Here is a 16,880-nt window from a genome sequence, read left to right on the forward strand (position 1 = left end):
GCTGATGGGTCCTCACGGTCGGTGTGCGTAGCCGGGAAGAATAGTCCGGCGCGCGGACACCCCCGCCACGGGCCGGTCAGGGGCGGCGGAGGGTGGCCAGGACCGGGGTGGCGGGGTGGGCGACCAGGCTGGGGAGCGGGGGAGGGGTGCTTCCCTGCACCTCCAGGTGGAAGCGTTGGGCCACGGTGGCCAGCAGGAGGACCAGTTCGACCTGGGCGAAGCGGGCGCCGAGGCAGGCCCGCCGGCCGGCGCCGAAGGGGAAGTGGGCGCGTTCGTCGGCGGCCGGGGTGCCCCACCGTTCCGGGCGGAAGGCCAGGGGGTCGGGGAACCAGCGGGCGTCCCGCTGGGTCACCCACGGGCTGCACCAGATCGCCGTCCCGACCGGCACGGGCCGCCCGCCCACGGTGGTGCCCGGCACCGCGACCCGGGGCGGCACCAGCCAGACCGGTGGGTGGAGGCGGAGCGTCTCGCTGACGATCCGTCGGGTCCACGGCAGCCGCTCGTGGTCCGCGTACTCCGGTGCCCGCCCACCCAGCACCTGTGCCAGCTCCCGGTCCAGCCCGGCCCGTGCGGCAGGGGAGCCGGCCAGCAGGCACCAGGCCCAGGTCAGCGCCGTCGCGGTCGTCTCGTGGCCACCGGCCCAGAGCGTGACCGCCTCGTCCCGCACCTCACGCGCCGTCAGCGCCCGCCCCTGCGCGTCCCGCGCCGCCAACAGCCGCCCGACCAGGTCCTCCCCCTGCTGCCCGCTCGCCGCCCGGGCCGCCACCAGTGCCCCCAGCTCGGCGTCGATCACCCCGACCGCCCGCCGCATCCGCCGCCGCGCGGGCGTCGGCACCCACCCCGGCAGCAGCACCCCCGGGCCGCGCAGCTCCACCCCGATCTCGTGCGCGGCCTCCGTCATCGCCCCGGCCAGGGCCCCGGCCCGCGCCCCCAGCTCGGACCCGAAGAGTGTGCGCACCGCGATCCGCTGCGTCAGCAGCGTCATCTCCCGCAGCACGTCGACCCGTTGGCCGGCCGCCCACCCCGCCAGGTGCTCCGCCGCGCACTCCGCCATCGCGGGCGCGAACGCCCGCACCTGCCGCGGCCGTACGGCCGGCTGCACCAGCGCCCGCTTGCGCCGCCACCCCGCGCCCTCGCTGCGGATCACGCTGTCCCCGACCAACTGCCGGAACATCCACCCGATGTCCAGCACCCCGTGGTCCAGCTCCGACCCGAGCACCTCGGCGATCGCGGCCGGATCGGCCAGCGACAGGATCCGCAGCGGCCCCAACCGCCAGCTCACCGCGTCCCCGTACTCCCGGTGCAGCCGCTCCAGGAACCCCAACGGATCCCGCCCGAACCTCGCCAGACACCCCACCAACGGCAGCCCACGCGGCCCGGACACGAACGGAGAGTCGCCCACACCCCACCCAACGAGCCCGGCCCGCCCCGGAAACGCAGCACGGCCCGGCCCCTCCCGGGACCGGGCCGTGCTGAGCGTGAATCAGGACTGGTCGGTGCGGCGGCGGGTGGCGATGAGGGCGCCTGCGCCGAGGGCGACGGCTGCGGCGCCGGCGGCGCCGATCTGGCCGAGGGGGGCGTCGGTGCCGGTGTAGGCGAGGCGTCCGCCGGCGACGGGCTGGCCGTCGGTGACGGTGCCCGTGGTGGTGGTACGGGTGGTGTCGGTGGCGGGGGTCACGACGGTGGTGCCGGTGGCGGGCCTGTTCTTGGCGGCTTCGGCTTCGGCGGCCGCCTTGGCGTTGGCCTCGTCCTTGGCGCGGGCCACGTACTGACCCTCCTTCAGGAAGGCCCGGACCTGCTCGAGCGACCCGCTGTTGAACGCGGCGTCGGCGGCCTTCCTGACCTCGGGGCCGCCGTTCGAGGCGATCTGGGTGATCAGGACCAGGTCGTCGGTGTCGCGCAGGGTGGCCAGCCCCTCCTTGAGGAACTTCTCGACATCGGCGGCGGTCCCGGCGAGGGCCTTGGCCGCGCCCTTCCGGACATGCGGGCCGGTCTGCGGGTCCTCCAGGAGGCGGCGGAGCTCGGCACGGCCCTCGTCCTCGGCACGGGCCACGTACTGACCCTCCTTCAGAAACCGGCGGACGTCCTCGATGGTGCCGGACATGGCCTTGTTGGCGGCGTCCTGCACTGCCGGGCCGCCGCGGTACATGATGTTGCTGAGCAGGATCCGGTCGTCGTGCTCGGCGGCCCCGGACAGCCCTCCGTTGAGAGCCTTCTCGACATCGGCGGCGCTGCCGGCGAGGGCCTTCCGGGCGCCCTCGCGGACGCCCCAGCCGGTGGCCGGGTCGTCGATGATCTTCTGGAGCTTGGCGCGGTTCTCGTCCTCGGCACGGGCCACGTGCTGGCCGACCTTCAGGAACCGGCGGACGTCCTCGATGGTGCCGGACATGGCCTTGTTCGCGGCGTCCCGCACCGCCGGGCCGCCAACGGACAGGATCTGCATGAGCAGGATCCGGTCGTCGTGCTCGGCGGCCCCGGACAGCCCACCGTTGAGGGCCTTCTCGACGTCGGCGGCGGTGCCGGCGAGGGCCTTCCGGGCGCCCTCGCGGACGCCCCAGCCGGTGGCCGGGTCGTCGATGATCTTCTGGAGCTTGGCGCGGTTCTCGTCCTCGGTGCGGGCGACGTACTGCCCGGTCTTCAGGAAGACGCGCATGGTCTCGTCGTCGCGCGACCTGAACGCGGCCTCGGCGGCCTTCTCCAGGATCGGGGACGTGTTGCGGGCGCCTTCGCTGATCCGGGCGATCGCGACCCGCGCGTCCTCCACGCGGATCCGCGGGGCCTCCTTGGCGAGGAAGTTCGCGCGGTCCTCCGGGGTCCCGGCGAGGACCTCGGCGACCCGCTCGCGCAGGTCGTCGCTCGGCTCGGTGAACAGGTAGTCGTTCGGCCAGACGAGCAGCGCCTTGATGGCCGCGGTGTTCTCCTGGTCGAGCTTGGTGCCGGCGTCGTCGGCCTGCTCCTGACCGGCCGGAGCCGGGTTGCCCTCGGCGAACGCCGGGGCGGTGGTGGCCAGGGGCGCGGCGGCGGTGGCCAGGAGAACGGCGGTGGCGAGCGAACGACGGATGTTCAAGGATCCCCCGGAGAAAGGAAAGAGAAGTGAGCGAGCGCCCGGCCCCGGGGCCTGGAGGCCGGTGGAGCCGGGCGGTGGTGGTGAGGGTGGGTCAGGACTGGTTGGTGCGGCGGCGGGTGGCGATGAGGGCGCCGGTGCCGAGGGCGATGGCGGCGGCGCCGGCGGCGCCGAGCTGGCCGAGGGGGGCGTCGGTGCCGGTGTAGGCGAGGCGTCCGCCGGCCACGGGCTGGCCGTCGGTCACAGTGGGGGTGGTGACCGTGCGGGTGGTGTCGGTGGCGGGGGTCACGACGGTGGTGCCGGTGGTGGGCTTGTTCTTGGCCGCTTCGGCTTCGGCGGCGGCCTTGGCGTTGGCCTCGTCCTTGGCGCGGGCCACGTACTGACCCTCCTTCAGGAACCGGCGGACGTCCTCGACGCTGCCGTTCATCGCGGTGTTCGCGGCATCCTTCACCTCCGGGCCGCCACGGGTCATGATCTGGGCGAGCAGGAGCCGGTCGTCGGCCTCCGCGAGCCGGGCCAGATCCTTGGTGAGGAAGGCCTGGACGTCGGCCGCCGACCCGGCGAGCGCCTTGGCTGCAGCCGCGCGGACCGCGGGCCCGGTCTTCGGGTCCTCCAGCAGGCGGCGGAGCTCGGCGCGGCCCTCGTCCTCGGCCCGGGCAACGTACTGACCGGTCTTCAGGAAGTCGCGGATGTCCTCGACGGTGCCGTTGAGGGCGTCGCTGCCGGCCTTCTTCACGGCCGGTCCGCCCGAGTGCATGATCGTCAGGACGGCGACGCGGTCGTCCTCCAGCTGGGCGGCCTTGATGCCGTCCTTGAGGAAGTTCGCGACGTCGGCGCCGGTGCCCGCGAGGGCCGCCTTGGCGCCGTCCCGCACGCCGCGGCCGGTGTTCGGGTCGTCGATGATCTTCTGGAGCTCGGCGCGGTTCTCGTCCTCGGCGCGGGCCACGTACTGGCCGGTCTCCAGGAACGCGCGGAACATCTCGAGGTCGTGTGAGTCGAACGCGGCCCGGGCGGCCTTCTGGAGGACGGGGCCCGCGCCGTTGAGGGTTCGGACGATCGCGACCCGCGCGTCGGACATGCGGATCTGCGCCATCTCCTTGGTGACGAACTCGGCGCGGCCCTCGGGGGTTCCGGCGAGGGCTGCGGCGACGCGGTCGCGCAGGTACTTGCTCGGGGTGGTGAGCAGGTAGTCGTTCGGCCAGACCAGCAGGGCCTTGATGGTGGCGATGTTCTCCTCGTCCGCCACGGTGGCGCCGGCCTGGTCGATCTGCTCCAGTCCGGCCGGGGTGCCCTCGGCGAAGGCGGGGGCGGCAGCGGCGACGGGTGCGGCGGCGGTCGCGAGGAAGACGGCGGTGGCGAGCGAACGACGGATGTTCAACGGTACCTCGGTGAAACGGAGTTGAGCGGGCCGGGCGTGGGGGAACGCGCCGGGTCCGATGGTCGTGGGGTGGGTCAGTTCTGGGTGGTGCGGCGGCGGGTGGCGATGACGGCGCCGGTGCCGAGGGCGATGGCGGCGGCGCCGAGGGCGCCGAGCTGGCCGAGGGGGGCGTCGGTGCCGGTGTAGGCGAGGCGTCCGCCGGTGACGGGCTGGTTGTCGGTGGTGGTGACCGGGACGACGGGGGTGACCGGGGTGACGGGCGTGGTGTCGTTGGTGGGGGTCACGACGGTGGTGCCGTTGCCGTTGGTGGGCTTGTTCTTGGCGGCCTCGGCTTCGGCGGCGGCCTTGGCGTTGGCCTCGTCCTTGGCGCGGGCCACGTACTGACCCTCCTTCAGGAAGGCCCGGACGTCCTCGATGCTGCCGAGCATCGCCTTGCCCGCGGCCGCCTTCACCTCCGGGCCGCCCCGGGACATGATCTGGGTGAGCAGGAGCCGGTCGTCGGCCTCCGAGGCCCGGGCCAGGTCCTTCTTCAGGAAGCGTTCCACGTCCTCGGCGGAGCCGGCGAGCGCCTTGGCCGCGCTCTCGCGGACCGTGGGTCCGGTCTTCGGGTCCTCGAGGAGGCGGCGGAGCTCGGCGCGGCCCTCGTCCTCGGCGCGCGCGACGTACTGACCGGTCTTCAGGAAGGCGCGGATGTCGTCGTGCGAGCCGTCGAGGGCCTTGCTACCAGCCTGCCTCACGATCGGCCCACCGTTGTGCATGATCGTCAGGACGGCGACCCGGTCGTCTTCCAGCTGGAGCTTCGCCAGCGTCTCCTTGAGGAACTTCTCGACGTCGGCGCCGCTGCCCGCGAGGGCCGTCTTGGCACCTTCGCGCACGCCGCGGCCGGTGTTCGGGTCGTCGATGAGCTTCTGGAGCGCGGCGCGGTTCTCGTCCTCGGCGCGGGCCACGTACTGACCGACCTTCAGGAAGGCGGTCATGGTCGGGATGTCCTGCGAGTGGAGTGCCTCGCCGCCCGCCTTGCGGACCACCGGACCGCCGGTCGAGCAGACCCGGGAGACCGCCACCCGCACGTCGTCCTCGCGGATCTGCGCGATCTCCTTGGCGAGGAACTTCGCCCGGTCCTCCGGGGTCCCGGCGAGGACCTCGGCGACTCGCTCCTTCAGGTAACCGCTCGGCTCGATGATCAGGTAGTCATTCGGCCAGACCAGCAGGGCCTTGATGGTGGCGATGTTCTCCTCGTCCGCCACCTGCGCACCGGCCTGGTCGACCTGCTCCAGTCCGGCCGGGGTGCTCTCGGCGAAGGCCGGGGCGGCAGCGGCGACGGGTGCGGCGGCGGTCGCCAGGAAAACGGCAGCGGCGAGCGAACGACGGATGTTCAACAGGTCCCCCGGAAGTGCAAACACATGGTCAAGTCAGGCACCTTGATCGTACTAGCACTAAACACTCCGCACGAACACGTTTTCGTCACACTCCGCCCGGCCCCGGCCCGGCCGCAGAATGGGGGCGTGATCGATGACGACGCGCTTCTCCGGTGGCGAATGCACAGTCAGTTCGGCGGTGGGGGCGCGGTCTCCGCCATTGCCGCCCGAGCCCCGGGGATCCAGGCCCAGGACGCGGCCGCCGCCCGGCTCGGGCTGAGGGCCCGCGGGCTGGCCGAGTCGGCGGCGGTGGAGCGGGCGTACGCGGCCGGGGAGGTGGTGGCGAGTTGGCTGATGCGCGGCACCTTGCACCTGGTACCGAAGGCTCAACTACCCGCCCTGCTGGCCGTGTTCGGGGAGCGGAACATCGCCGCCGGGGCTCGGCGCCGCCGCGAGCTCGGGCTGACGGAGGAGCTGTTGGCGCGGGCGGAGCGGGCGCTGCCCGAGGTGCTGACCGAGCCGCTCGGCCGGGCCGAGCTGGTCGCGCGGCTGAACGCGCGCGGTGTCGGGGTGGAGCCGACGGGTCAGGCGCCGGCCCATCTGACGGCCTACCTGGCCGGGCGCGGGCTGCTCTGCCGTGGTGCCGAGGTGGCCCCGCGCGAGCCGGGGTACGTCCCGCTCGCGACGGGTGCGGTGGATCCGGAGGCGGCCGCCGCCGACCTCGCGGCACGGTACGTCGCGGCCTTCGGGCCGGTCTCGGTGGCGGACTTCGCGGCCTGGTCGGGGCTGCCGCAGGGGCTCGGCCGACGGGCGTTCGGTGGAATCCCGGAGGTCGCCGAGGGGCTGTACGCAACGAGCTCCCGGCCGGCAGCGGGGGAGCCGCTGGTGCGCCTGCTCGGCGCCTACGACAACTACCTGCTCGGCTACCGGGACCGCTCGCTGATGCTGGATCAGCGCTTCGCCAAGCGGGTGAACGCGGGCGGCGGGGTGGTGAAGCCGACCCTGGTGGTGGACGGCCGGGTGCGCGGGACCTGGGCCCGGGGGAAGGACGGCCGGCCAGTGGTGGAGCCCTTCGAGCCGCTGCCGGAGGAGGTCTGGGAGGCGGAGGCCGGGGCGGTCGAGGAGTTCCTCGGATGAATTACGGACAAATCCGTTAATTCCGGCACAGAATGGGTAGTGAGCAGGCGCCTGTCAAGTCGCGAGCTAAGGAGGTGGTCCCGGTGTCGACCCAGCTTCCGATGAGCATGGAGCACCATCCGGACATCTTGGAGATGCGTGACCATTACGAGCGGATCGTCTCCACTCCCCGTGCCCAGGCCGTCGAGGCCCTGGCCGTGGCGGCCGGTCTGTTCCTCGCGATCTCCCCGTGGGTGGTCGGGTTCTCCGGCTTCTCCGGCCTGACGGTCAGCAATCTGGTCCTCGGGCTGGCGTTCGCCGCGCTGATGGCGGGCTACGGCTCCGGGTACGAGCGCACCCACGCCCGCGCCTGGGCCGCGACCATGATCGGCGCCTGGACGGTCATCGCCCCGTGGGCGGCGGCCGGTACCGACGCCGTCCGGCGGACCATCCTGACCAACGTCATCACCGGCGGCCTGATGGTCTGCCTGGGCATGGCGGCGGTGTCGATGGCGGCGGGTGTGATGAGCCGCCGAGGGATGGCGAGCGGAGGCTGAACAGCCGTATCTGCAACGGGGCACGGCCGCTCACGGCCGTGCCCCGTCTGCTGCGCGGAGCAATCAGGGGCGGGTCATCCGCAGCACGTCCAGGGCCTCGTCGAGCTGGGCCTCGGTGAGCTTCCCGGCCTCCAGGTACCCGCGCTCCACGACCACCTGACGGATCGTCTTGCGCTCGGCCACCGCCTGCTTGGCGACCTTGGCGGCCTCCTCGTAGCCGATGTAGCGGTTGAGCGGGGTGACCACGGAGGGGGAGGACTCGGCGTACTCGCGGGCCCGCTCCACGTTGGCGGTGACGCCGTCCACCGTCCGGTCGGCCAGCAGGCGGGCGCTGTTGGCCAGCAGCCGGACGGACTCCAGCACGTTGCGGGCGATCACCGGGAGCATCACGTTCAGCTCGAAGTTCCCGCTCGCGCCGGCCACCGTGACGGTCGCGTCGTTGCCGATCACCTGGGCGGACACCATCAGCACCACCTCGGGCAGCACCGGGTTCACCTTGCCCGGCATGATCGAGGAGCCGGGCTGGAGGTCGGGCAGGTTGAGCTCGCCGAGGCCGGTGCGCGGGCCGGAGCCCATCCAGCGCAGATCGTTGGCGATCTTGGTGAAGCCGACCGCGACGGTGCGCAGCTGGCCGCTCAGCTCCACCAGCCCGTCCCGGGCGCCCTGGGCCTCGAAGTGGTCGCGGGCCTCGGTCAGCGGCAGCCCGGTGGCCCGGGCCGCCTCGGCGATCACGGCGGCGGAGAAGCCGGGCGGGGTGTTGATGCCGGTGCCCACCGCCGTGCCGCCGAGCGGGAGTTCGGCCACCCGGGGCAGGGTGGCGCGCAGGCGCTCGATCCCGTACCTGACCTGGGCCGCGTAGCCGCCGAACTCCTGGCCGAGGGTGACGGGCGTGGCGTCCATCAGGTGGGTGCGGCCGGACTTCACCACCTCGGCGAAGGACTTCGCCTTGCGCTCCAGCGCCTGTGCGAGGCGCTCCAGCGCCGGGATCAGCTCGCCGGTGACGGCGGCGGTGGCGGCGATGTGGATGGAGGAGGGGAACACGTCGTTGGACGACTGGCTGGCGTTGACGTGGTCATTGGGGTGGACCGGTCGGCCGAGGCGCTCGGTGGCCAGGGTGGCGATCACCTCATTGGTGTTCATGTTGGACGAGGTGCCCGAGCCGGTCTGGAAGACGTCCACCGGGAAGTGCTCGTCCCACCTGCCCTCGGCCACCTCCTCGGCGGCCCCGGCGATCGCCGCCGCCGTCTCCGGCTCCAGCACCCCCAGCTCGCCGTTGACCTTGGCGGCGGCCGCCTTGATCCGGGCCAGCGCCGCGATGTGCGCCCGCTCCAGCCGCTGGCCCGACACCGGGAAGTTCTCCACCGCGCGCTGGGTCTGCGCCTGCCACTTGGCGGACGCGGGCACCCGCACCTCGCCCATCGAGTCGTGCTCGATCCGGTACTCCTGCATGGCCTCATGCACCTCCTGTCCCTGCCAGCTCCCGGGGTGCCCCAGGTATTTCCTACTGTCCGAGCAGGGTGGCGAAGTCGTAGCCCACGTCGGCGAGGGTGAGCACGCTGCCGAGGTCGCTGATCGCCCCGACCGGGATGCTGTGGCCGTCGGCGGACGGGACGGCCGAGGCGGGGGCGGCGATGGCGAGCAGGGTGGCGAGGGCGGTGATCAGCCGGGTCACGGTACGCATGCCCGGGACAACCGCCGGGACTGCGGTCCGGTCACGGGTTCTGTCAAAGATTCTTGACGTGGTGTCCGGTCTGCTTTACCTTCCATCGTGTCAGCTTTTCTTGACATCGGAGGTGTGGCGCGATGGCGCTGGAGGAACGACGGGCCTGGATCGCCGGGGTGGTGGCCGTGCTCGGGTACGGGGGTTACCTGCTGGCGCTGTTGCTGCCCGCGAGCAGTCGGCCGATCGCCGAACGGCCCTATGCGGCACCGCTGTTGTGGAGCATCGGGGCGGCGGTGGTGGTCTCGGTCGTGCTCTCCGTGGCGGCCGCGCTGGTCCGCCCGGAGGAGGGGGCGGTCAAGGACCTGAGGGACCGGCAGATCCACCGCTTCGGCGAGCACGTCGGCCAGTCCTTCGTGGTGATCGGCGCGGTGGCGGCGCTGGTGCTGGCACTGGTCGAGGCCGCGCCGTTCTGGATCGCCAACGCCGTCTACCTGGCCTTCGTGCTCTCCGCCGTGCTCGGCGCGATGGCGAAGCTCGCCGCCTACCGGCGGGGGCTCCCGCAGTGGTGAAGCCCACCCGGGTGGTCAACGCCATCCGCGCCCTGCGCTTCGCCCACGGCGAGATGACCCAGGCCGAACTGGCCCGGCGGATCGGCGTCACCCGGCAGACCGTGATCGCCATCGAACAGGGCCGCTACTCGCCCTCCTTGGAGCTCGCCTTCCAGATCGCCGAGGTCTTCGGCACCCCGCTGACCGAGGTCTTCCAGTACCCGTCCGAATCCGAGGAGTCCCAGTGAGAGCGATCACCCGCCACCGGTACGGCACCACCGAGGTCTTCGAACTCCGCGAACTGGAGCGGCCCGTGCCCCGCTCCGGCGAGGTGCTGCTCCAGGTCACGGCCGCCGGGATGGACCGCGGCGTCTGGCACCTGATGGCCGGGCTCCCTTACCTGGTGCGGTTGTTCACCGGCATACGGCGGCCCCGGCAGGCGGTGCTCGGCCTGGACTGCGCCGGCGTGGTGGTCGAGGTCGGCCCGGGTGTGCACGGCCTCCGGGTCGGCGACGAGGTCTTCGGCGAGTGCGCCGGGGCCTTCGCCGAGTACGCCCGGGCCCGCGCCGACCGGCTGGCGCTCCGTCCGCCGGAGCTGACCCCGGCCGAGGCGGCCGCCGTCCCGGTCTCCGCCGTCACCGCCCTCCAGGGCCTGCGCGACGTCGGGCGGATCGCCGCCGGCCAGCGGGTCCTGGTGATCGGCGCCTCCGGTGGCGTCGGCACCTACGCCGTCCAACTCGCCAAGCTGGCCGGGGCGGAGGTCACCGCCGTCTGCGGCCCCGCCAAGGCCGAGCTGGTCCGCGGGCTCGGCGCCGACGCCGTGCTCGACCACACCCGCCAGGACTGCACCGACGGCCCGGCCGGGTCCTACGACCTGATCCTGGACCTGGCCGGCGGCCACCCGCTGGCCGGGCTGCGCCGGGTGCTCGCCCCGCGCGGCACCCTGGTGCTGGCCGGCGGGGAGGGCGGCGGACGCTGGTTCGGCGGTGTGGCACGGCAGTTGCACGCCGCCGCGCTCGCGCCGTTCGCCCGGCAGCGGCTGCGCAGCCTGCTGGCCCGCACCAGGCAGGAGGACCTGCTCCACCTGCGCGAGCTGCTGACCACCGGGCAGCTGCGGGTGGTGCTGGACCGGACCTTCACCCTGGAGGAAGTCCCGGACGCCGTCCGCTACTTGGAGGAGGGCAAGGTCCGGGGCAAGGTGGCGGTCCTGGTCTGAGCCGCCCGGTGCACGGCCAGGCAGGCGGCCGCGCCGAGGGCGTACCAGAGCAGGTCCGCCGCATTGAAGCCGGTGCCGAGCAGCAGCCGCCAGCCGGGGTGGGCGGCCGGGATCCCGGTGAGCTGGAAGAGCTCCACCGCCCAGCTGATCCCGGCGGCGGCCGAGGCCGCGACGGCGGGCCGGGTGCGGGGCGCGACGAGCAGCACGGCCAGGTACCAGGCGACGGTGTAGAGCGCGTCGCGCAGCGCGTCCCCCGCCACCCCGGGCACGGCGACCGTCACCACCAGCCCGGCTGCCACGGTCGCCCCGATCAGACCCAGCACCTTCGTCCGCACGTGCGCTCCCCGTTCCGTCGTTCCCGTCGAGGACTCCGGCGCGGGGCCGCGCGGTTCCCGCAGCCGGGCCGCGGCACTCAGCCGTCCCGCAGGAGACGGCGGGCCAGCGGCGGGCAGAGGCGCAGCAGGACCAACAGGGCGCGGGAGGCGCCGACCGGGAGGACGGCCGACCCGCGTTCCACCCCGCGGGCGATCGAGCGGGCCGCCGCCTCCGGGCTGAGCTTGCGCACCGGCCCGGAGCGGCCCGCCGTCATCGGCGTGTCCACCAGCGGCAGCACCACCTCCTGGACCCGCACCTGCGGGGTGTCCGTCCGGGCCTGGTAGCGCAGCGCCTCGCAGAGCACGTGCACCCCCGCCTTGGTCGCGCAGTACAGCGGCGCGCTCCGCTTGGGCGCGTACGCCAGCCCGGAGGTGACCGCCACGAAGGCCGCCTCCGGCGAGGCGGCGAGCCACGGCCAGGCGGCCGCCGCCAGCTCCGCCACCGACCGCAGGTTGACCGCCACCTCCTGCTCCAGCCGCTCCAGCAGGCCGGGGGTGACCCCCGCCGTCAGCCGTTCGTGGTGCTGGACGCCCGCGTTGGCCACCACCAGGTCCAGCCCGCCGAGGCGTTCGGCCGCCTCCCGCACCAGCCGCTCCGCCTGGCCGGCCACCGCGAGGTCCACCGCCACCTGGCCCTCGCCCGCCGCCGTGCGTCCGCAGACCACCACCCGGGCCCCGCGCTCCGTCAGCTCCGCCGCCAGCGCCCGGCCGACCCCCGAGGTGCCACCGGTGACCAGTACCCGCCTGCCCTTGATCTCCATGCCCGTCATGCTGGCCCGCCACCCGGACTCCCGCTTGTACCGGTGCGCCACTACGATCGGGCGCCATGACCGGTCCGGCCCGCAGCGTCCACCCCGTGCTGGTGCGCGCCGCCGTCCGGGCGCTGCGCCGCTCGCCCGGCGTGCTGCCGGTCGCCGACCGGGCCGAGGCGCTGCTCGACGCGGGCGATCCGGTGCCCGAACTCCTCCACGCCGAGCTGCTGTTGGCGCTGCGTCGGCGCGGCTGGCCGACCGTACGGGCCGCCGCGGGGCACCTGCTGGACCGGCCGCGCCACCCCTTGGTCTCCGCACTCGCGGCGAGCAGCGGCCCGGCCGACTTCCTGGCGCGCTCACGGCTGCTGGAGCGCTGGTTCCACGTCGGGCACACCACCGCCGCCGCGTACGACGGGCCCGGCCGCCTGACCGTCCGTCACCTCCCGCACCTCGGCGGTCCGCCGTCGAGCGCCGAGACGCTCTTCGTGGCGGCGGCGTACCAGGTGGCGACCGGGCTGGTGGCCGGACGCGAGCCGGCCCTGACCCTGCTCACCGCTTCGGGCGCCACCACACCGGAGGCCGCGTGCGCCGACTCCGGTCCGGTGCTCGCCGGTTGGCGGCTGTGCTGGCCCGAACCGGGGCCGCCCGCGGCGACCCTCCCGGAACTGCGCGCCCGGATCGCTCTGGACCCGGCCCGTCCCTGGCGCCTGCCGGACGCGGCGGCGGCCCTCGGGCTCTCCTCCCGCACGCTCCAGCGCCTGCTGACCGCGGAGGGGACCGCCTTCCGGGACGAACTGCTCGCCGTACGGCTGGAGTCGGCGGCCCAGCTGATCCGCCGCAGCACGCTTCCGCTGGCCGACATCGCGGCGGCGAGCGGCTTCACGGACCACCCGCACCTGACGCGGCGCTTCGGCGAACGGTACGGCCTCCCCCCGGGGGCCTACCGGCTGGCGGGGGAGCGGAGTGGGTGGACGGGGTTGGACGCTCGGACATCCCGGTGAGCGTGTGGACCATTCTCCCGGGTGGTCCCGCGCCGGTGTACTGAACACATGACGACGACGAAGCAGAACCACCCGTTCCTGGTCCTCGGCGGCACCGGCAAGACCGGCCGCCGTGTGGTCTCCCGCCTGCGGCAGCGCGGCCATGAGGTGCGCGTGGCCTCGCGCAACGGCACCACCCGCTTCGACTGGAGCGACCGCTCCACCTGGGAGCCCGCGCTCGACGGCGCCCGCGCCGCGTACCTGGTCGACTCCCAACTCCCGGATGCCGGGGCCTCGATGACGGACTTCGCGAAGCTGGCCGCGGCCAGTGGGGTGGAGCGGCTGGTGCTGCTCTCGCACCGCGACTGGGTGGCGGCCGAGGGGGAGGAGAAGCTGCCCTGCGAGCGGGCGGTGCGCGAGTCCGGCGCCGAGTGGACCCTGCTGAAGCCGGCCTGGTTCGCGCAGAACTTCGACGAGGAGGCGTTCTGGCTGGAGCAGGTGCTGGACGGCGCACTGGTGATGTCGACCGGCGCCGGGCTGGAGCCCTTCGTGGACGCGGACGACATCGCCGACGTGGCGGTCGCCGCGCTCACCGAGGACGGCCACGCGGGGGAGGCCTACGAGCTCTCCGGGCCACGGCTGCTGAGCCTGGCCCAGGTGGCCGAGGAGATCAGCCGGGCCACCGGGCGCCCGCTGGTCCACCGGGCGGTCTCCCCGGCGGAGTTCATGGCCTACGCCATCGCGCAGGGCCTCCCGGCGGACTTCGCCGGGATGCTGGAGATGCTCTACGGCTGGATCGCCGACAACCGCTTCGCCACGCTGGCCGACGGCGTCCAGCGGGCCCTCGGCCGCGAGCCGCGCGACTTCGCCGCGTACGCCCGGGCCACCGCCGCGACCGGGATCTGGGAGGGCTGATCCCCCTGACGGGGCGTCACCGTCAGGCGGCGTCGGCGTTCGAGGTGTCCGCGGCCCGGCGGACCAGCTCGGCGAGCTTGGCCTCGACGGCGGGGCTCAGGGTGGTGAGGGCGTAGGTGACCGGCCACAGCTCGCCCTCGTCGAGGAAGGCCTGGTCGCTGAACCCGAGGGTGGCGTAACGGGTCTTGAACTTCTGGGCGCTCTGGAAGAAGCAGACCACCTTGCCGTCCCGGGCGTAGGCGGGCATCCCGTACCAGGTCTTGGGCGCCAGCCCGGGGGCGTTGGCCGCGACGATCGCGTGCACCCGCTCGGCGAGCAGGCGGTCCGCCTCCTCCATCTCGGCGATCTTCGCCAGCACGTCGGCCTCGCCGTCCGCCTTGGTGGCCTTCCCGCCCCGGCGGGCGGCGGCCTTGAGGTCCTTGGAGTGCTCGCGCATCGCGGCCCGCTCCTCCTCGGAGAATCCGTCGAAGGACTTGGCGGCGGCGGTGGTGGCGGCGGTCTTGCGGGCGGTGGCGGTCATGGTGTGCTCCTCGGTCTCGCGGTCCCGGCTGGGCTGTCACCAACCTTAGGAAGGAGCACCCCCTCCGCGCTTCTCCGAAACTGACCGACCCTCGACCGAGGCCACCACCATGAGGGTCACCCCTCGGCCCGCCAGGTCTGTCGATATCAAGTATCTTGACGTCGAGATAAATGTACGCCAGGCTGCTTCCGTACGGACCGGATGACAGGGGCGTGAGCATGCGCGGAGGACGGGGCGGCGGAGGGCTGGTGGCGCAGCTGCGGCGGCCGCCGGGTGGGCGGGACGGGCGGATCATGCTGCTCGTGCAGTTCCTGGACCGGCTCGGGACGGGGGTGTGGGCGGCGGCCTCGGTGCTCTACTTCACCTTCGTCTCCCGCCTGGACGCCGGGCAGGTCGGCCTGCTGCTGGGCGTCGCGGCGGTGGCCGGCATCGTCGGCTCGCCGATCGCCGGGCAGCTCGCCGAGCGGTACTCGGCCCGCACCCTGCTGATGTGGTGTCACCTGCTCCGGCTCGGCACCATGCTCCTGCTGCTGGTCTCCCGCGACTTCGCCGCGCTGCTCGCGGTGATGGCCGTGACCTGCCTGGCGGAGCGGGGCGCCAAGACCCTGGAGATCCTGTTCGCCACCCGGGCCACGGACGGGCAGCGCTCCACCTACCGGGCGCTCGCCCGCACCGCGATGAACGCGGGCTACGCGGTCGGCGCCGGCCTCGCCGCGATCGGCCTGGCGATCGGCACGGTGCCCGCGTACCAGTCCCTGGTGCTGGCCAACGCGTTGTCCTTCGCGGTGACGGCCGCACTGGTCCGCCGCACCGGCGAGCACCGGGCCGGCGAGCACCGGGCCGTCGAGATGCCCGTCAAGGCGGCAGCGGAGGAACCGGCGCCCGGCCCGAGCCCGTGGCGGGACCGGGGCTACCTGCGCTTCGTGCTGCTCGACATCCCGATGAGCCTGGACGACTCCGTGCTCTGCGTCGGCCTGCCGCTCTGGCTGATCACCCGCACCGAGGCCCCGCCCGCTCTCGCCCCGGCCTTCCTGGTGCTCAACACCCTGCTCGTGGTGCTGCTCCAACTCCGCGTCTCCGCCTGGGCCGAGGGCCCCCGCCGGGCGGCGGCCGCGGTCACCCTGAACGGCCTGGCGATGCTGGCCGGCTGCGCACTGCTGGCCCTCGGCACCGGAGGCGGAGCCTGGAGCGCCTCGATCGTGCTGCTGCTCTCCGCCCTGCTGGTCTCCGGGGCCGAGCTGATGCGCTCCGTCAGCTCCTGGGAGCTGGCCGTCGCCCTCGCGCCCGAGCGCTCACGGGCCTCCTACCTCGGGGTGGCCGGCATCGCCCAGTCCGCGCAGAAGGCGCTCGGTCCGCTGCTGCTCACCGGAGCGGTGATCACCACCGGCCCGCTCGGCTGGCTCGCCCTGGGCGGCGGTGTCCTCGGGCTCTCGGTGCTCCAACGGCGCGGCTGCGAACGGCGGTTGACCGAGCTTCGGCAGCCTCAGGGCGTCGCCGCGGCGCCGGGCGATCCGGCCCGGAGCACCTCGCCCGTGCGGTAGAGCTCGATCAGCAGCGGGCGCAGGGCCCGGCCGGTGTCGGTGAGGGCGTAGCGGGTGCGCACCGGGAAGCCGGGGAGGCGCTCCCGCTCGACCAGGCCGCGGCCGCGGAGCTCGTCCAGCCGCTCGGTGAGCACCTTGGGGCTGATCTCGGGGAGGCGCTCCCGCAGGGTGCCGAAGGAGTGGTCCGCGTGCAGGAGTTCGCGCAGGACCAGGGTGGTCCAACGGCCGGAGACCGCCGCCAGCGCCGTCTCCACCGGGCAGTCGGCCTCCGGCCGCAGCGTGCGGCCGGTCGGTGAGGGCACGAGTTCGGCGTCCCAACTCCCGCCGTCGCTTTCCGTTTGGTGACCCACTCCGGCGCCCGATTGACTGCCGCCGTGAACACCACCATGGATCTCGCGCATGACCACGACCCTATCCCCGCCGGCCTGGTCACCGACCCGGCGCAGCACCCCGCGGCCTTCGCGGCCGCCTTCAACTCCGGCAGCCCCCAGCTGCTCGCCGCCGTCTACGAACCGGGAGCCGTCTTCGTGCCCAGCCCCGGCCGGGCCGTGACCGGTGACGAACTGCTGGCCGCCGGTGCCGAGTTCCAGTCGCTGGGCGTGCCGATCACGGTGAGCCTGCGGCACTGCTACGCGGTGGGGGAGCTCGCCCTGCTGATCGTGGACTGGGTCATCGTCGGGGCGGGCCCGGACGGTGCCCACGTCCACATCGAGGGCACCGCCACCGACGTGGCGCGCCGCGGCCCGGACGGCTTCTGGCGGTACGTCATCGACAACCCGTTCGGTGCGGTCGGCGGAGCATCCTGACTCCGTCGGGGGTCGACGCGGAACCGCCGGAGGGCCGGCTGCCGCCGCCCCGGGCGCCGCGAGGTCGCCCAGTGCTGGCCGCAAGGTGACGG

The 16,880-nt window shown here is 73.9% G+C and carries 19 protein-coding genes; 9 read left to right on the forward strand and 10 right to left on the reverse strand.

The features are described 5' to 3' along the window. Positions 1–76: 76 nt before the first annotated feature. The 4 genes from ACWEPF_RS06640 to ACWEPF_RS06655 form a co-directional block, all read right to left on the reverse strand. The gene (locus ACWEPF_RS06640; protein ID WP_452171687.1) at positions 77–1,384 is read right to left on the reverse strand and encodes a cytochrome P450; all 1,308 of its coding nucleotides are present in this window, start codon (positions 1,382–1,384) and stop codon (positions 77–79) included. 99 nt (positions 1,385–1,483) lie between these two features. Then, complete coding sequence (locus ACWEPF_RS06645) at positions 1,484–3,067, reverse strand: ALF repeat-containing protein (RefSeq protein ID WP_452171688.1); 1,584 nt, start codon at positions 3,065–3,067, stop codon at positions 1,484–1,486. Between the two features lie 91 nt (positions 3,068–3,158). Continuing rightward, positions 3,159–4,442 (reverse strand): ALF repeat-containing protein, encoded by a 1,284-nt coding sequence (locus ACWEPF_RS06650; RefSeq protein ID WP_452171689.1) that lies wholly within the window; start codon positions 4,440–4,442, stop codon positions 3,159–3,161. 74 nt (positions 4,443–4,516) lie between these two features. Beyond that, positions 4,517–5,821 carry a hypothetical protein gene (locus tag ACWEPF_RS06655; protein ID WP_452171690.1) on the reverse strand — a complete coding sequence of 435 codons (1,305 nt, stop codon included), beginning with the start codon at positions 5,819–5,821 and terminating at the stop codon, positions 4,517–4,519. A 126-nt stretch (positions 5,822–5,947) separates the two neighbouring features. Between ACWEPF_RS06655 and ACWEPF_RS06660 the strand changes: the two genes are divergently transcribed. Both ACWEPF_RS06660 and ACWEPF_RS06665 read left to right on the forward strand, forming a co-directional pair. Then, a complete protein-coding gene (locus ACWEPF_RS06660; protein WP_452171691.1) occupies positions 5,948–6,937 on the forward strand; it encodes a winged helix DNA-binding domain-containing protein in 990 nt (329 codons plus the stop codon). Between the two features lie 83 nt (positions 6,938–7,020). Beyond that, positions 7,021–7,473 (forward strand): SPW repeat protein, encoded by a 453-nt coding sequence (locus ACWEPF_RS06665; RefSeq protein ID WP_345279254.1) that lies wholly within the window; start codon positions 7,021–7,023, stop codon positions 7,471–7,473. 63 nt (positions 7,474–7,536) lie between these two features. Here ACWEPF_RS06665 and ACWEPF_RS06670 read toward each other — a convergent pair whose 3' ends face one another. Together ACWEPF_RS06670 and ACWEPF_RS06675 are read right to left on the reverse strand one after the other, a co-directional pair. Beyond that, on the reverse strand, positions 7,537–8,922 hold the full coding sequence (locus ACWEPF_RS06670) for a class II fumarate hydratase (RefSeq protein WP_452171692.1): 1,386 nt from the start codon (positions 8,920–8,922) through the stop codon (positions 7,537–7,539). 52 nt (positions 8,923–8,974) lie between these two features. Further along, on the reverse strand, positions 8,975–9,154 hold the full coding sequence (locus ACWEPF_RS06675) for a hypothetical protein (RefSeq protein ID WP_345279251.1): 180 nt from the start codon (positions 9,152–9,154) through the stop codon (positions 8,975–8,977). Positions 9,155–9,276: 122 nt separating this feature from the next. On the opposite strand from ACWEPF_RS06675, the gene ACWEPF_RS06680 reads away from it, so the two are divergent. The 3 genes from ACWEPF_RS06680 to ACWEPF_RS06690 are packed head-to-tail and all read left to right on the forward strand — an operon-like array spanning position 9,277 to position 10,900. Continuing rightward, positions 9,277–9,705, forward strand: coding sequence for a hypothetical protein (locus ACWEPF_RS06680; protein ID WP_452171693.1), 429 nt, complete (start codon positions 9,277–9,279; stop codon positions 9,703–9,705). Further along, on the forward strand, positions 9,606–9,932 hold the full coding sequence (locus ACWEPF_RS06685; RefSeq protein ID WP_452171781.1) for a helix-turn-helix transcriptional regulator: 327 nt from the start codon (positions 9,606–9,608) through the stop codon (positions 9,930–9,932). The genes ACWEPF_RS06680 and ACWEPF_RS06685 overlap by 100 nt, the downstream gene beginning before the upstream one ends. Further along, a complete protein-coding gene (locus ACWEPF_RS06690; RefSeq protein ID WP_452171694.1) occupies positions 9,929–10,900 on the forward strand; it encodes an NAD(P)-dependent alcohol dehydrogenase in 972 nt (323 codons plus the stop codon). Before ACWEPF_RS06685 ends, ACWEPF_RS06690 begins: the two co-directional genes overlap by 4 nt. Here the strand turns inward: ACWEPF_RS06690 and ACWEPF_RS06695 are convergent. Further along, entirely contained in the window at positions 10,852–11,235 is a 384-nt protein-coding gene (locus ACWEPF_RS06695; protein ID WP_452171695.1) for a ribosomal maturation YjgA family protein, read from the reverse strand. The two genes, ACWEPF_RS06690 and ACWEPF_RS06695, sit on opposite strands and share 49 nt — an antisense overlap. A 77-nt stretch (positions 11,236–11,312) precedes the next feature. Further along, positions 11,313–12,035 (reverse strand): SDR family NAD(P)-dependent oxidoreductase, encoded by a 723-nt coding sequence (locus ACWEPF_RS06700; RefSeq protein ID WP_452171696.1) that lies wholly within the window; start codon positions 12,033–12,035, stop codon positions 11,313–11,315. Positions 12,036–12,100: 65 nt separating this feature from the next. Between ACWEPF_RS06700 and ACWEPF_RS06705 the strand changes: the two genes are divergently transcribed. Both ACWEPF_RS06705 and ACWEPF_RS06710 read left to right on the forward strand, forming a co-directional pair. After that, on the forward strand, positions 12,101–13,027 hold the full coding sequence (locus ACWEPF_RS06705) for a helix-turn-helix transcriptional regulator (RefSeq protein WP_452171697.1): 927 nt from the start codon (positions 12,101–12,103) through the stop codon (positions 13,025–13,027). 48 nt (positions 13,028–13,075) lie between these two features. After that, on the forward strand, positions 13,076–13,921 hold the full coding sequence (locus ACWEPF_RS06710) for an NmrA family NAD(P)-binding protein (RefSeq protein WP_452171698.1): 846 nt from the start codon (positions 13,076–13,078) through the stop codon (positions 13,919–13,921). 22 nt (positions 13,922–13,943) lie between these two features. Here the strand turns inward: ACWEPF_RS06710 and ACWEPF_RS06715 are convergent, their stop codons facing one another. Beyond that, positions 13,944–14,441, reverse strand: a complete 498-nt coding sequence (locus ACWEPF_RS06715; protein WP_345279237.1) for an iron chaperone — start codon at positions 14,439–14,441, stop codon at positions 13,944–13,946. A gap of 218 nt (positions 14,442–14,659) precedes the next feature. Here ACWEPF_RS06715 and ACWEPF_RS06720 point away from each other — a divergent pair, with 218 nt between their 5' ends. Further along, on the forward strand, positions 14,660–15,982 hold the full coding sequence (locus tag ACWEPF_RS06720; RefSeq protein ID WP_452171699.1) for an MFS transporter: 1,323 nt from the start codon (positions 14,660–14,662) through the stop codon (positions 15,980–15,982). On the opposite strand, the gene ACWEPF_RS06725 is transcribed toward ACWEPF_RS06720, so the two are convergent. Next, entirely contained in the window at positions 15,925–16,284 is a 360-nt protein-coding gene (locus ACWEPF_RS06725; RefSeq protein WP_452171700.1) for a winged helix-turn-helix transcriptional regulator, read from the reverse strand. The two genes, ACWEPF_RS06720 and ACWEPF_RS06725, sit on opposite strands and share 58 nt — an antisense overlap. A 72-nt stretch (positions 16,285–16,356) precedes the next feature. On the opposite strand from ACWEPF_RS06725, the gene ACWEPF_RS06730 reads away from it, so the two are divergent. Continuing rightward, complete coding sequence (locus tag ACWEPF_RS06730; protein ID WP_452171701.1) at positions 16,357–16,788, forward strand: YybH family protein; 432 nt, start codon at positions 16,357–16,359, stop codon at positions 16,786–16,788. Positions 16,789–16,880 lie beyond the last annotated feature (92 nt).

The organism is Kitasatospora sp. NPDC004289 (assembly GCF_053602875.1).